Source organism: Mesorhizobium sp. M0062, from assembly GCF_040323125.1.
Lineage (GTDB): Bacteria > Pseudomonadota > Alphaproteobacteria > Rhizobiales > Rhizobiaceae > Mesorhizobium.
In genome coordinates this window covers 44,141-58,674 of record NZ_JAMYUO010000014.1, presented here as the reverse complement: position 1 = coordinate 58,674, position 14,534 = coordinate 44,141, and the positions used below count along the sequence as shown (strand labels likewise).

At 63.6% G+C, this 14,534-nt stretch carries 15 protein-coding genes; 7 read left to right on the top strand and 8 right to left on the bottom strand.

Going from position 1 to position 14,534, the window contains the following annotated elements; genetic code table 11:
* The first annotated feature begins 52 nt into the window (after positions 1-52).
* Entirely contained in the window at positions 53-280 is a 228-nt protein-coding gene (locus tag NKJ64_RS17960; protein ID WP_023671147.1) for a hypothetical protein, read from the top strand.
* A 123-nt stretch (positions 281-403) separates the two neighbouring features.
* Here the strand turns inward: NKJ64_RS17960 and NKJ64_RS17955 are convergent, their stop codons facing one another.
* Positions 404-637: a DUF680 domain-containing protein gene (locus NKJ64_RS17955; protein ID WP_023671148.1), complete on the bottom strand. Its 234-nt coding sequence runs from the start codon at positions 635-637 to the stop codon at positions 404-406.
* A 183-nt stretch (positions 638-820) separates the two neighbouring features.
* Entirely contained in the window at positions 821-1,465 is a 645-nt protein-coding gene (locus tag NKJ64_RS17950; RefSeq protein ID WP_023671149.1) for a TetR/AcrR family transcriptional regulator, read from the bottom strand.
* A gap of 153 nt (positions 1,466-1,618) precedes the next feature.
* Between NKJ64_RS17950 and NKJ64_RS17945 the strand changes: the two genes are divergently transcribed.
* Positions 1,619-2,413, top strand: a complete 795-nt coding sequence (locus NKJ64_RS17945) for a hypothetical protein (RefSeq protein ID WP_155923735.1) — start codon at positions 1,619-1,621, stop codon at positions 2,411-2,413.
* A gap of 248 nt (positions 2,414-2,661) precedes the next feature.
* Here NKJ64_RS17945 and NKJ64_RS17940 read toward each other — a convergent pair whose 3' ends face one another.
* The 3 genes from NKJ64_RS17940 to NKJ64_RS17930 are packed head-to-tail and all read right to left on the bottom strand — an operon-like array spanning position 2,662 to position 5,017.
* On the bottom strand, positions 2,662-3,693 hold the full coding sequence (locus NKJ64_RS17940; RefSeq protein ID WP_023828253.1) for a phosphotransferase: 1,032 nt from the start codon (positions 3,691-3,693) through the stop codon (positions 2,662-2,664).
* Positions 3,690-4,205: a MaoC family dehydratase gene (locus tag NKJ64_RS17935; protein WP_280799695.1), complete on the bottom strand. Its 516-nt coding sequence runs from the start codon at positions 4,203-4,205 to the stop codon at positions 3,690-3,692. The genes NKJ64_RS17940 and NKJ64_RS17935 overlap by 4 nt, the downstream gene beginning before the upstream one ends.
* Entirely contained in the window at positions 4,202-5,017 is an 816-nt protein-coding gene (locus NKJ64_RS17930) for an SDR family oxidoreductase (protein ID WP_352463063.1), read from the bottom strand. The genes NKJ64_RS17935 and NKJ64_RS17930 overlap by 4 nt, the downstream gene beginning before the upstream one ends.
* 117 nt (positions 5,018-5,134) lie before the next feature.
* Here NKJ64_RS17930 and NKJ64_RS17925 point away from each other — a divergent pair, with 117 nt between their 5' ends.
* The 4 genes from NKJ64_RS17925 to NKJ64_RS17910 are packed head-to-tail and all read left to right on the top strand — an operon-like array spanning position 5,135 to position 8,152.
* The gene (locus NKJ64_RS17925; RefSeq protein ID WP_352463062.1) at positions 5,135-6,376 is read left to right on the top strand and encodes an acyl-CoA dehydrogenase family protein; all 1,242 of its coding nucleotides are present in this window, start codon (positions 5,135-5,137) and stop codon (positions 6,374-6,376) included.
* A complete protein-coding gene (locus NKJ64_RS17920; protein WP_352463104.1) occupies positions 6,279-6,581 on the top strand; it encodes a zinc-binding dehydrogenase in 303 nt (100 codons plus the stop codon). The genes NKJ64_RS17925 and NKJ64_RS17920 overlap by 98 nt, the downstream gene beginning before the upstream one ends.
* A gap of 11 nt (positions 6,582-6,592) precedes the next feature.
* Positions 6,593-7,630 carry a zinc-binding dehydrogenase gene (locus NKJ64_RS17915; protein ID WP_352463061.1) on the top strand — a complete coding sequence of 346 codons (1,038 nt, stop codon included), beginning with the start codon at positions 6,593-6,595 and terminating at the stop codon, positions 7,628-7,630.
* Between the two features lie 24 nt (positions 7,631-7,654).
* Positions 7,655-8,152, top strand: coding sequence for a hypothetical protein (locus tag NKJ64_RS17910; RefSeq protein WP_023740933.1), 498 nt, complete (start codon positions 7,655-7,657; stop codon positions 8,150-8,152).
* Between the two features lie 70 nt (positions 8,153-8,222).
* Here the strand turns inward: NKJ64_RS17910 and NKJ64_RS17905 are convergent, their stop codons facing one another.
* The 3 genes from NKJ64_RS17905 to NKJ64_RS17895 form a co-directional block, all read right to left on the bottom strand.
* Positions 8,223-11,354 (bottom strand): efflux RND transporter permease subunit, encoded by a 3,132-nt coding sequence (locus NKJ64_RS17905; RefSeq protein WP_352463060.1) that lies wholly within the window; start codon positions 11,352-11,354, stop codon positions 8,223-8,225.
* On the bottom strand, positions 11,351-12,514 hold the full coding sequence (locus NKJ64_RS17900) for an efflux RND transporter periplasmic adaptor subunit (RefSeq protein ID WP_352463059.1): 1,164 nt from the start codon (positions 12,512-12,514) through the stop codon (positions 11,351-11,353). Before NKJ64_RS17900 ends, NKJ64_RS17905 begins: the two co-directional genes overlap by 4 nt.
* Positions 12,515-12,685: 171 nt before the next feature.
* Positions 12,686-13,513 carry a MurR/RpiR family transcriptional regulator gene (locus NKJ64_RS17895; protein WP_023828247.1) on the bottom strand — a complete coding sequence of 276 codons (828 nt, stop codon included), beginning with the start codon at positions 13,511-13,513 and terminating at the stop codon, positions 12,686-12,688.
* 146 nt (positions 13,514-13,659) lie between these two features.
* Between NKJ64_RS17895 and NKJ64_RS17890 the strand changes: the two genes are divergently transcribed.
* Entirely contained in the window at positions 13,660-14,478 is an 819-nt protein-coding gene (locus tag NKJ64_RS17890) for an N-formylglutamate amidohydrolase (RefSeq protein WP_352463058.1), read from the top strand.
* The last annotated feature ends 56 nt before the right edge of the window (positions 14,479-14,534 follow it).

The window sequence follows — 14,534 nt, the reverse complement described above, 5'->3', positions numbered from 1 at the left end:
GAACGTTTGACGGGTCAAGCCGTTCTGCTTCCCCCATCAGGGAGAACATACGATGCCGTCGAAAGCGCCGCCGAAGTCAGCTGGCAAGACGTCCGCCGTGCGCTCACTCGAACATGAGCAGCATCACGAGGTGACTGCCGAAGAGGAACTCGAGGAAGGCCTCGAGGACACGTTTCCGGCCAGCGATCCGGTGTCGATCACCTCGACCGCCATCCCAGGCGCGCCGGCAAGACCCGGCAAGGCTAAGACGGTGCCGGGTCGCAAACCGCGCAAGAAATAACCCGTTCGGCTACGCCAGGTTTGAACTCAGGAAAAGCCGGCTTGCGCTGAGGAAAAAACGGGCGGCCGGGATTATCCTGCCGCCCTTAAATTAGTCGTTGTGCTGTGGTCGAGCCCGATCAACTTAGAACGTGCTCGGCACGATCCATGGGTTGATCTCGATGCCGAGACGCGGGCTCTTGGCCTTGACGTCGGACTTTTCGACCGAGCCGGTCACGGCGCAATCGAGCTTGGCATTGGTCGTGGTGTCGACGCAGGTGGCGGCGGGGGCCTGCTTGGTCGAGTGTGTGTTGTTGGCGGCGAAAGCCGAGCCGGAGAGAGCCAGCACGGTGGCGAGGGCGAGAAGGGTCTTGTTCATGTCAGTCTCCATCGGTTAAACTTTTTCGTACATGTACGATACAACGTACACATACGTCCACCGAGATGGGTTTTCAAGTCGAAAAACGTACGCGTACGACAAATTTTTTTTATGCCGAAAATTGCGGCGCACTGACACAGCCGAAGCTGTCAGGCCGGACGTTGATTGGAGGGGCGGGGATGCTCAGCAGTCGACCGGGGTCTCGGTCAGCGGCGGCACATTCTGAGTGCTGAGCGTGGCGAGTGTGAAATCGCACATCCGCGTCACGAAAGCCTGTGGATCGCCGAAGGGGTAGAACGGGAACGTGATCAAAAGCGAGATGGTGCCGTGGCCGACTGCCCAAAGCATGGTGGCGATGGCGCGCGGATCGCCCTGCAGCTTGCCTGCGGCAACGCAGGCCTCGACCCTGGATATCAGCGCTTTCATCGCCGGGTTGGCCTCTTCCATGTCCTCATAGCTTCTGCCTTCCGGCAGCTTGGTCTTTTCGGTCATGAACACGGTGCGGTATTCGTTGGGATTGCCGAGCCCGAAGGCAGCATATTCGGTCATCACCGCACGCAAGGCCTCGATCGGATCGTCGGAAGGATGCTCCTCGATGCGGCGGGCAAGTGTTTCGAAGGCATCCTCGGCCAGCGCAAACAGGATGTCTTGCTTGTCGGCGAAGTAGGAATAGACCGACATCGGAGCATAGCCGACCCGCTTGGCCAACTTGCGGATGGTCAGGCCTTCATAGCCCTCTTCCTTGACGAGCTTGTGGGCTGCGTCGAGCAGTTCGGAACGCAGTTCGGCCTTTTGTTTCTCGCGGCGTTTCTGGACGCTCAGTGGCAAGATCCGGTGCCTTTGGTTGGTTGTGCATGACTAAATATATACGCTGTACGGAAACGGGCAAGGGCGCTTCAGGGACATCAAAAAGCGACCTCAAGCTTTCTCTCGAATAGTCGTGCCCGTTCTGGTCCATTTCGCCAGCATCTATGTCACAGCATGTGTAACCTGGGCGCACGCAGGCAACATCGGACTGTTACAAACAAAGCCTATTTGGCGGCTCTGCAAGAAATTTCGGTTTTGGGGGCCTCTATGGCTGCGATAGAGCTTTCGTCCGGGCTGCCGGGCGCACATCCACTTTCTCATGGCGCAAGGCTGGCGCTCAGGCGAGTCGTGATAGTCGCATGGCTGGCGATCGCAATCGGCTTCGCCATGGAAGCGCTTATTCTGACTGCCGGATTTGCGGCAGGTTCGCACCCGGCCCCGACCCAGGTTCTGATAGACTTGGCGCAAGGCGTGACCTGGTCATTCTTCGTCTGCGCCGGTGTCAGCCTCGGCACGGCGATCACCAAGGTGCGAGCCTCGCTTGGCGGCCTTATCGCCATGATCTCGGGGCCGCTGGCCATGGGCATCGCCAAAGGTACGCAAAAGGTGATGGTGAGCGCGCTTGATGTATCGGCAAAGCCCGTGATCCTGTCGCTCACCACGCTCGGTATGTTGCGGGCGATCGAGTATGGCTTGCTGGGCTGGATGCTGGCTTCGCTGGCATCCAAGGAAGAACCTCGCTCGCTGCATTTCATGCTGGCGGGTGCCTTGGCCGGCGCGGTGTTCGGCGGCGGGATCACGGCGCTGACGATCGAGACCGCCGCAGCCAAGGACATCGCGCTGGCATTGCCGCAGGCTGTCGCCACCGGCCTCATTGAGATCGTGTTTCCGATCGGATGCTCGCTGGTCGTCTACATCGCCCTGCAAGTCAGCCGGCACATGAAGTTCATTTCCAGCGATGCGCGCTAGAGCAGGATGATTTCAGGTCGAATTGACCTGAAATCTGAATCCGGGTCTAAACAAATTGATAGAGCATGATGTCGTCCGAAACCGCTTCACACTTTCGGCATCATGCTTTTTCTACAGACGGTGATCGGTTTGCGTCCTGTTTCCAGGCCGGTTGCCACCACCTCCGTATGGGCTTGCTCCCCGGTCGGGGAACGGAACTGATCCGATCTGTCATCAAATCGCGCCGACCACAATATCTCATTGTAGAGTCAGGTTCGGTCGATCAGCTTGGCGGCAAGGTGCGACAGCAGCTTCACCGCTTGACCATAGGTCTTGGCCTTTTCGGGATTGGAGGCGTTGCCGTCCAGCGCCCGCTTGTAGACGCCCTGACAGATGGCCGCCAAGCGGAAGAAGGAGAATGCGAGGAAGAAGCTCCAATTGTCGATGCCGGCCAGCCCGCGCCGACGGCAATACGCCGCGACATAGGCTTCCTCCAAGGGCAGGCCGAGGGCGGCGCGGTCGACGCCGCCAAGACCGCGAAAGCCCGAGGCGTGCGGCAGGCGCCATTGCATGCATTGATAGGCGATGTCGGCGAAGGGATCGCCGAGTGTCGACAGTTCCCAGTCGAGCACCGCCAGCACTTTCGGCTCGCTGGCTGCGAAGATCATGTTGTCCAGCCGGTAGTCGCCATGCACGAGGGATTTTCGGCCGTCATCGGCCGGCATATGCGTCTCCAGCCACGCGATCAGCAGGTCCATGTCGGCGACCGTGCCGGTCTCCGAGGCGCGGTACTGGCTGGTCCAGCGTGCCAGCTGGCGTTCGAAGTAATTGCCGGGTTTGCCGAAATCGCCGAGCCCGACCGCCTCGACATCGACATCGTGCAGGGCCGCCAGCGTGGCGTTCATAGCATCGTAGAGGGCGGCGCGCTCATCGTTGCCAGCGGCCTCCGGCACTGCCGGATCCCAGAAGATGCGGCCGTCGAGAAAATCCATGACGTAGAACATGCGGCCGATCGGCGTCGCCTCCGCCGACAGATGCAGCATCGCCGGCACCGGCACGGCGGTGCCGGCCAGCGCCTTCATGACCGTGAATTCGCGGTCGACCTGATGCGCCGATTTCAGCAACTGGCCCGGCGGCTTGGCGCGCAGGACATAGCGGCCGCTGGCCGCGGTCAGCAGATAGGTCGGGTTCGACTGGCCGGATTTGAATTTTTCGATTGCGGAAAGCCGTGCAAAACCAGGGATGTGCGCCTCGAGGTAAGGGGCTAGCGCTGTCTGGTCGAGCGTATTGGCGTCGCTCATGCGGTCTCCGGCTCACGCTCGATCAGCGTCAGCGTCAGCCAGCGCGCCGTCAGCGCCGGCTTCTTCGAGCCTTCGATCTCGATGGTCACGTCATGCGCCGTCTGCACCCAGCCCGACGGCCTGACCTTGACGTCGGCCAGCACGAAGCGGGTGCGGATGCGCGCGCCGGTCTTCACCGGCGCCAGGAAGCGCAGCGAATCGAAACCGTGATTGACTCCCATCTTGCCCTTTTCCAGCGGCGGCATGGTCTCGAAGGTCATGGCCGACAGCAGCGACAGCGACAGAAAGCCATGCGCGATGGTGCCGCCGAACGGCGTCTCCAGCCTGGCGCGCTCGGGGTCGCAATGGATGAACTGGTGGTCGTCGGTGGCGTCGGCGAACTGGTCGATCATGGTCTGTGTGACCTCGCGCCATGGCGAGACGCCGACTTCCTTGCCGACGCTGGCCAGAAGCACATCGAGACTGATCGGTTCCACTGCGGTGTCCTCCCCTTGCCGCCGACCGCGGCTCATTCCTTGAACAATGTCAGCCCATGCTGCACCGACTGCCCGCCGTCGATCGGCAGGATGGCGCCGGTGACATAGGAACCGGCACGGCTGCACAAATAGAGCGTTGCGCCGCCGATGTCATCCGCCACGCCGATACGGCCGATGGGGACATGGCTGCCGACATGTCTGGCCTTTTCTTCGGTGCCGGTGGCAAAGGCGGTCATCCGGCTCTGGAAGGGGCCGGGGGCGAAGGCGTTGACGGTGATGCGCCGCGCCGCGAGTTCGATCGCCAGCGTGCGCGTCAGGTGGTGAACGGCGCCCTTGGACGCGGCATAGGAATAGGCGTCGTCGGCCAGCGGCTGCGTGCCCATCACCGAGCCCAGATTGATGACGCGGGCCGGATCGGCATCGCTCGCGGCGGCTTCCAGCAGCAGCAGCAATTCGCGCGTCAGATGGAAGGCGGCGGTGACGTTGACGGCGAACACCTTGGCCCAGCCGCTATAGGGAAAATCCTCCAGGGAGGCACCCCAGGATATGCCGGCATTGTTGACCAGAATGTGCAGCTTCTCGGTGCGCGCCTTGACCTCGCCGACCAGCGCGGCAATGCCTGCTTCGCTCGAGACGTCACCGGCAAAGCCTTCGGCACTGCCGGAGCCGCCGAGCCCGTTCAACTCAGCGGCGACCTTGATGCAATCCACGCCCTTGCGCGAAGCGATCATCACGGTGGCGCCGGCTTGGACCAAAGCGGTCGCCACCATGCGGCCGATGCCGGTCGCGGCTCCCGTCACGAGCGCGGTCTTGCCGACCACTGAGAACAACTCGTCGAGATAGCTCATCGATCCTCCGCCTCTTCCTTGCCGCCCGGCAACAGTTCGCGTTGACAAGGCTATCCGAAGTACGGTCATCCTTGCCACGGGTAAAGTGCCCCAGATGCGTGAAAGGGTTGGAGACCGATGGCGGACATGAATCTCGGCATGACCGAGCGGCTGAAGCCGATCCACGCCCGCGTCGCCGCCATGGTGCGCGATGAGATCATGCCGCTCGATCATAAGTTTTTGAGCGAGGTCGGCAAGGGCGGCGACCGCTGGGTCTACACCGCGCGGCAGACCGAGATCCTCGAAGGGTTGAAGAAGACGGCCAAGGAGCGCGGCCTGTGGAATTTCTGGCTGACCGGGTCCGAGCGCGGCTACGGGCTCTCGACCGTTGAATATGCCTATCTCGCCGAGGAGATGGGCAAGGCGCATCTCGGCGCCGAGACCTTCAACTGCTCGGCGCCCGACACCGGCAATATGGAGGTGCTGGAGCGCTATGGCTCGGAGGATCACAAGCAGGCATGGCTGGCGCCGCTGCTCGAGGGGAAAATGCGCTCGGCCTATCTGATGACCGAGCCGGACGTCGCTTCCTCCGACGCCACCAACATCGCCATGCGCTGCGAAAAGCAAGGCGGCGACTATGTACTCAACGGCGAGAAATGGTGGGCGTCGGGGGCCGGGGACCCGCGCTGCGCCATCTACATTGTCATGGTTCGGACCGGCGGCGAAGCCGAGCCGCAGCACCGCCGCCATTCGATGATCCTGGTGCCGTCCGGTACCAAGGGCGTGACCAAGCTGCGGCCGATGCAGGTTTATGGCGACGACGACGCGCCGCATGGCCACATGCATCTTCGCTTCGACAATGTGCGGGTGCCGGCCGGAAACCTGATCCTCGGCGAGGGCAGGGGGTTCGAGATCGCCCAGGGGCGGCTTGGCCCCGGGCGCATCCACCATTGCATGCGCGCCATCGGCCAGGCCGAAATGGCGCTGGAGCTGCTGTGCCAGCGCTCGGTGCGCCGCGAGGCCTTCGGCCAGCCATTGGCCAAGCTCGGCGCCAATTTCGACATCATCGCCGAGTGCCGCATGGAGATCGAGATGGCGCGGCTGCTCTGCCTCAAGGCGGCGTGGATGATCGACCAGGGCGATGCGCGCACAGCCGCGCCCTGGATCAGCCAGATCAAGGTCATCGCACCGCGCGTCGCGCTCAAGGTCACCGACGAGGCAGTGCAGATGTTCGGCGCGCAAGGCATCAGCCAGGACACGCCGCTGGCACGCTCATGGACGCATCTGCGAACCCTGCGCCTCGCCGACGGGCCGGACGCCGTGCACCGCCGGCAGGTGGCGCGCACGGAGCTCAGGAAATACACGCAGGAAAGGGTCTGAGTGGATGAAAACCCTCATCGCCCGCGATTTCGCGCCGCTCGACCAGCTCGTCCATGCCGACAATCTGAAGGAGCTGGTCGGCTGGCATCTCGCCGGCAAGGTTCGGCCGGCCATCGAAGGCACTTATCCGCTGGCCGATGCCGCCGCCGTGGTGACGCGCGTGCTTGGCCGTGGCGCATCCGGCAAGCTCATCCTCAAACGTTAAGGAGCCCCGCCATGCCGATACCTTCAGACATGAGAGCACTGCTGCTGACCGGCGACGGCTACACCAGGACGCCCTCCGGCAGCGTGCTGGAGGCGATGGAGCCGTATCTCAAGCTTGGCAGCATCGGCGTGCCGACGCCCGGACCGAGCCAGGTTCTGATCAAGGTCAGCCTCGCCTCGATCAACCCGTCCGACGTCATGTTCATCAAGGGCCAGTACGGTCAGCCGCGCGCCAAGGGCCAGCCGGCCGGCTTCGAGGGTGTCGGCACGGTCGTTGCCAGCGGCGACGAGCCCTATGCGAAAAGCCTGATCGGCAAGCGCATCGCCTTCACCACAGGCGTCACCAATTGGGGCGCGTGGGCGGACTATGCAGTTGCCGAAGCTGCCGGCTGCATTCCGCTGCTCGACACGGTCCGCGACGAGGATGGCGCGGCGATGATCGTCAACCCGCTCACGGCGCTCGCCATGTTCGACATCGTCAAGGAGACGGGCGAAAAAGCCTTCATCATGACCGCCGGCGCCAGCCAGCTTTGCAAGCTGATCGCGGGTCTCGCCAAGGAGGCTGGGTTCCGGCCGATCGTCACCGTGCGCCGCGACGAGCAGATTCCGCTGTTGAAGGAGATCGGGGCTGCCCATGTGCTCAACGAGAAGGCGCCGGATTTCAAGGCAGCACTACGCGATGTGGTCAAGGCCGAGCAGCCGCGCATCTTCCTCGATGCCGTGACCGGGCCGCTGGCCTCGGCGATCTTCGACGCCATGCCGAAGCGCTCGCGCTGGATCATCTATGGACGGCTCGATCCGGACACCACTGTCATCCGTGAGCCCGGCCAGATGATCTTCCAACACAAGCACATTGAAGGCTTCTGGCTGGTCGAATGGATGCGCCAGTTCCGCGACAAGCGCGGCCCGGCGATCATGGAAGCACAGAAGCGCTTTTCGGATGGGCGCTGGTCAACCGACGTGACGGCGGTGCTACCGCTGGATGAGGCGATGGCGAAGGCCCCGGCGGAGCTGGCCAAGCCGAACGGGAAGGTGTTTATTAGGCCGTAGATCAGAAGAGTTCGAGGTTCTCCCATGAAGCAACTGTGGTTCGTTGCAGTCGTCCTCACGGGGATGACAGGCTCGATTTCTGCCGAGGCTGCTGACAAGTTCCCGCCTTCCTGGCGCAAGTCGATGACCAATGACCCCAGCACAAACTTCTTCCTCAAGAAGTATTCGGCCGCCCTGGACAATCCTGCTGCGACCGCAGTCAGAAACATCGTGCTGGCGCGAGAAGTCGGCTCGGAGTGTCAGTCGTCCAAGCTCAATAAAGCCAAGCTCAAAGCATATCGCGACAGCACGCTCGGCGCGCTTTCGCCTGACGCCCTCAAGGCAGCGGCGTTTGAAACCCGCGTTGCGCTGCGCGGCTTTGACTACCAAGATCTCGCTCACCTCTGTGCCGGGATAGACTATCAATTCGGGCCGAAAGGAGCACTGATCGCGGGTGCGATATCACCGGGGAAAGGTGAGCCGAGGTACCGGTACGACCCGGCCAACCCGTACATCCAACTGCCAGAATTCACTGGCAAATAGTGGAGGCGCACGAACGGTTTTCAGTGCTTGACGACCGCCCCCTCCCTATATCTACAGCCACTGGAGCCAGCTACTCCGCCGGCTCGACATTGGCGTACGCCGCTTCCTCAAGCTCCCGCTTCAGCCTCGCTTCCTCATGCGCCTTCGGCGTGACGAAGCGGCCGAGCAGGAGGTAGGCGACCGGGGTCAGGAACAGCGTCGAGACGGTGGCGAGACCCAGCCCGCCGACGATGACCCAGCCGAGCGCGATGCGCGCTTCGGCACCGGCGCCGGCGGCCAGCACCAGCGGGACCCCGCCGAGGATGGTGCAGATCATCGTCATCATCACCGGCCGCAGGCGGATGATCGAGGCCTGCTCGATCGCCTCGCGCACGCCGAGGCCGCGGTCGCGCAGCTGGTTGGCGAATTCGACGATGAGGATGCCGTTCTTGGCCATGACGCCGACCAGAAGCACGAGGCCAATCTGGCTGTAGGCATTGAGGCTGGTGCCTGACAAAAGCAGCGCAAAGATTGCGCAGGCAAGGCCGAGGGGGACCGTCGCCATGATGATGACGGCGCTGACGAAGCTTTCGAACTGGGCGGCGAGCACCAGGAGGATGATGACCAGCGCGAAGCCGAAAATGGTGATCATGGCGCTGTTGGTCTCGCCGAGCGTCGCGGCTTCGGCCAGCGGCAGGACGCGGCTGCCCGGCGGCAGCAGCGGGGCGGCGATCTGCTCGGCAACGCCGAGCGCGTCACCCAGTGCGAAATTGCCGTTCAGGTTCGAGGTGATCGCCACCGAAGGCTGCTGCTGTTCGCGGGTCAGCGACGGCGGCACGGCGCGCTCGGTCAGCGTGGCGATGGTCGACATTGGCACGAAGCGGCCGTCGGCGGTCTTCAGGAAGATGTTTTCCAGATCGGTCGGATCATTGATCGGGTTGGTGGTCGAGACCAGCTTCACGCCATAGCTGCGGTCGGCGATGTAGACATCGACGACATCGTTGCCGTCGAGCATCGCCTGCAAGGTGTTGGCGAGACCCGATATGTCGATGCCGAGATCGGAGGCGCGCTCGCGGTCGATCGCCACCGCCAGCTGCGGCTGCGTCGGGTCGATGGAAAGCCGCGGCGTCTGGAAGCGCGGATCGGCCTGCATCCGGGCGATGATCTTCACCGCCGCGTCGCCGAGCGCCTTGCGGTCGTTGCCGACCAGCGCGAATTGCAGGCCGTTGCCGGCGCCGCGAATGCCGAGGCTATTGGCCTGCACCGGGAAGATGCGCACGGATGGCACCTGCCGGGTCAGCTGGCTTATCTGCGCCATGATCTCCTGCTGGCTGCGCGTGCGCTCGTCCCACGGCGCCAGCGTCATCACCATGAAGCCGGAATTGTAGGCGCCGTTCTGGCCGGCGTTTTCGAAGGTCGAGACGATCTCGCCGGAATCGCGAAGCGGCTGGATCAGTCGCTCGATCTTCTGCATCTGCTGCGTGGTGTAATCGAGGCTGACGCCTTGCGGCGCGTTGATGCGCAACAGCACGACGGCGCGGTCCTCGCTCGGCGTCAGTTCCTGGCGGATGGTGCCGAACAGGCTGAAGGCGACGCCCGCAAACAGCACCGCAACCAGCAGCACGATCCACGGCGCGCCAAGGCAGGCATGCAGGGCGCGTTTGTAGGCCGCGTTCAGCGCACCGCCGATGCGCGCGCCAATGCCGTGACCGCCTTCATGGTGGAGCGATGCGCCGGTCAACATGCGCGAGGCCAGCATCGGGCACAGCGTCAGCGCGACCACGCAGGAGAGCAGCACCGACATGGCGAGGACGAAGCCGAATTCGCGAAACAGGCCGCCGGTCTGTCCCGGCAGGAAGGAGATCGGCACGAAAACGGCAACGAGCGTCAGCGTCGTGGCGATGACGGCGAAGAACACTTCCTGGGCGCCGAGCACGGCGGCGGCACGAGGCCCCATGCCTTCGTTGCGCCGTCGCACGATGTTTTCCAGAACGACTATGGCGTCGTCGACGACAAGGCCGGTCGCCAGCACCAGCGCCAGAAGCGTCAGGATGTTGATGGAGAAGCCGGCGAGATAGATGGCGGCGATGGTGCCAATCATGGCGACCGGCATTGAGAGACCGGGGATCAGCGTCGCGCGCCAGTCGAGCAGGAAGATGTAGATGACGATCAGCACCATGGAGATCGACAGGCCGAGCGCGATCTCGACCTCGTGCACGGCGCCGTTGACGAAGACGGCGTCGTCGCTGGTGATCTTGATCGACATGCCCTTGGGCAGGTTTTCCTGCAGCTTGGCGACGGCTGCCTTCACTCCGGTGGAAATATCCAGCGTGTTCGATTCCGCCTGGCGGATGATGCCAAGGCCAATGCCGGTCTTGCCGTCGGAGCGCAACGAGGTCTGGCCGATGTCGGGACCGAGCGTGACGGTGGCGACGTCGCGGATGCGCGTCGTGCCGCCGATGATGATGTTTTCGAATTCTTCCGGCGTCGTCACATCGGCCGTGGTGCGGACGATGAGATCCTGGTTGGTGGTGGTGATCGAACCGGCTGGTGAATCGAAAGCGACCGAGGCAAGCGCTGCCCTCAGATCGGCCACAGTGAAGCCGAGGCTGGCGAGCTTGTTCTGGTCGACATCGATGCGGAAGATCTTGTCGCGGTCGCCATAGACCTGAACGTCGGCGACGCCGGGCACGGCGGCCAGTTCGTCCTCGATCTGGTCCTGGACGATCACCGTCATGTCCTGCACCGACATGGTGTCGGAGGTGACGGCCAGTCGCATCACGGCATCGGAATTGGCATCGGCCTTGACGATGCGCGGCGGATCGGCGGTCTCCGGTATCATGTTGGCGACACGGCCGACCGCGTCGCGCACGTCGGAGGCGGCGACGTTCAAATCGACGCCGTCGTTGAACTCGATGGTGACGCGGCTCTGGCCGAAGGACGAGGTCGACGAGATCGACTTGACGCCGGATACGCGCGCGACCGCACCCTCGATGGTGTCGGTCAGTTCACGGTCGACGGTTTCGGCGGCGGCACCCTCGAAAGCCGTCGACACGGTGACCACGGCGCGGTCGACATCGGGCAGTTCGCGGATTTCGACGCCGTAGAAAGCGGCAAGGCCGGCCACTGCGATCAGCGTGTTCAGCACGAAGGCCATGACCGGCCTGCGGATGAAGAGAGCGGTGAAGCCGGTTTCGCTGGCGGTGCTGACAGGCGCGGTCATGAGCCTTCGGCCGCGTCCGCGGCGCGCTGATCCTGGCCGGCGATGCGGACCGCGCCGCCTTCGCTGACGCTCTGGGTGCCCTCGGTCACAACCATGTCGCCATCCTCGATCTCGGCGTCGATCAGCACCGTCTCGGTGTTGCGCTGGATGATGCGCACGGGAACGCGCCTGGCCTTGCCGTCCTCGACCTGCCAGACATAGGCGCCGTCGGAACCCCACAGGATCGCCAGCGGGCTGACGGCCGGATAGGTGTCGCCGGGGAAGCGCATGGTGATGCCGAATGACATGCCGGCGCGCAGCGAATCCGCCGGATTGGCGATTGCAGCCTTGACCAGCAGGGTGCGGCTCTTTTCGTCGATGTGGTTGTCGATGGCCGACACGGTGCCGGTATAGGCCTTGCTCGGATTGGCGATCGGCGTCGCCGACAGTTGCGCGCCGACCTTGACGGCGGCGGCGAAGCGCTCGGGCACCAGGAAATCGACCAGGATGGAGGAGCGGTCGTCAAGCGTGGCGATCGCCGACTGGCTGGTGACGTAATTGCCGGCCGATATCGGCAGGATGCCGACCGTGCCGGCGATAGGGGCGACGATCGAACGACGCTGCAAGGCGAGTTCGGCATCCTGCAGCGCCAGTTTGGCGCCGGCCAGCACCACTTGGGCATCGGCGACGGCGACCGGAGTCGCGGCGTTGGAGGCCCTCAATGATTTCACCCGCTCGAGCTTGTCATGGGCATCCTGCAAGGCGAGCTTGGCACGATCCTGCGAGATCACCTCGGTCTCGGAATCGAGAACAGCGATGATCTGCCCCTTGTCGACGCGGGTGCCGGACTGGACGAGGAATTCAACCAGCCGGCCGGAGCTGTACGGGTTGACCGTCACCGAGGCGTTGGCGCGGCCGGTGCCGATCGCCTGCAGGCGATCGTTGATGGTGGCGGTGGCCGCAGGCAAGGCGACGACATTTGCCGGCCGGCCGGCAGCGTTGCGGCCGCCTGCCTGTTTTGTCGTGTCGACCGCACCGGTTGTGGCGGGCGCCGAAGCATAGGTCCAGTCGATGCCCCAGCGTGCCAGAACCTCCGGCGCGCCCGGGAGGAATCTCGCCCAGGCGAGGACAGCCGCGACCAGGATCACAAGCGCAAAAACGATCTGTTTCCAGGCGACCATCGACACTCCGGTTGGCAAAACGTCTACCGGTTTCACCAAGCAAAAAAACGCGCAGCGACGCACCCGGTATGTGCGAAGCCGCCGCAATATCATGGCTTTATGGCAATTCTGCCGCTTCCATGCACATTAAATCTGCGTAATTTTGCGCACCTGCGGCGGGGATTGAACGTGTCAGCGCAGGCTTTCCAGGTCGCGGATGCGCCTGGCGCTGTCGGCCTCGAGCTGCCTCGTGACGGCGCCGATCAGCGTCTCGGCGACAACGAACAGAGCGGCGGAAGAGTCCCACGCCGAAGGCACGGCGGTGCGTCCGGCAATGACGTGGCGGGCGAAGCGGGCGATCGGCGATAGCCACTGGTCGGTGAACAGCACGATCTGAACGCCGCGCTGATGCGCGGTCTGGGCAAAGCGGACCAGACTGTCCTGATAGCGCCTGATGTCGAAGATCACCAGCACGTCGCGCTTGCCCATGTCGATCAGCCGGTCGCGCCAGATGCTCTCCTGGCCGGCAAGGTGATAGACATCGGGCTGGATGATGGCGAGGTGGGCGGCCATGTAGCGCGCCAACGGATCGGTGAAGCGGCCGCCGATCAGGAATGTCTTGCCGCGCCGTTCGGCGAGCCTTGCGGCGATGTCGGCAAGCTGCCTGTCGGAGAGATGCCTGAAAGTCTCGCGCATATTGTCCAGCGTCGCCTCCAGCATTGGCGACACGGCACTGCTGCCTGGCGAGGCCGGATTGAGCGTGCGCGATGCCGGCGACTGCAATTGCGCCGCCAGTTCGTCCTGCAGCGCCGACTGGAATTCGGGATAGTTCTGGAACCCTAGCCTCGAGACAAAGCGCAGGATTGTCGGCGACGATACGCCGGCGGCGGTCGAGAACTCGGCGACCGTCTTCAGCCCGATCAGCGGATAATTGGCAATCAGCGTTTGCGCGGCGCGGCGCTCGCCGGCCGGCATCGTGCCGATGCGGTCCGAAATCAGTTCGGCAATGCTGGAAATCATCGTTTTCCCCACCCCTGAGCCCGTCCAGACCGCTTCCCCGAAATCGCGTTTGACAAAGCCGACAAACTGTATGAAATCATCCACAGGGACGCAATGAGGCAAAATACGTAACATAAGATACAGCGCTCCCCAGGGGACGGCAGACTATGGAGAGAGCACGGCCCGCCAGCCTTGCATCGTCTGATACCGTAGGGGTGACGAACCCCGGCGGGTGCAGCCCTTTCGTGCTGACCTGCGACCACGCTTCCAACTTCCTGCCGTCGGCATTCGGCACGCTTGGCCTGCCGGCCGAGGACCTCTCCCGCCACATCGCCTGGGACCCCGGCGCGCTGCCGGTGGCCCGCCGCATCGCGACCGCCCTCGATGCGACGCTCATCGAAACCCGCATCTCGCGCCTGATCATCGACTGCAACCGTCCGCTCGACGCACCGGACCTGGTGCCGCCGGTCAGCGAGACGACGGCCATTCCGGGCAATGCCGGCCTGTCGGACAGTGAGCGCGCCGAGCGCATCGCTTTGTCGTGGCGGCCGTTCCACGACACGATCGCATCGATCATCGACGACCGGCAGGCGCGTGGGCAGGACACCCGGCTGGTGTCGGTGCATTCCTTCACGCCGGTCTACAAGGGCAAGAACCGGCCCTGGCATATCGGCATCATCCATGATGACGACCGCCGGCTGGCATCGCCGCTGATAGCGGCGCTGCAGCGGCTCTCCGGCGTCACTGTCGGCATCAACGAGCCCTATTCGCCGGCCGACCGCGTCTATTTCACTTTGGAGCGCCATGCACGCTCGCGCGGCCTTGCCTGCGCAATGATCGAAATCCGCAACGACGAGATCTCCGGCGAGACCGGGCAGCGGAAATGGGCGGATCTGCTCACAGGCATTTTTTCTGACCTGGAACCCGAGGAGGCCAAGGGTTCCTGGCGACACGCAATGGGAAAGTCAGTTCAATCGGCCAGCTAAGAACGTTAAAAAGGGGACTTCAAATGGCAGCACCGATACACACGGACACATCGGAG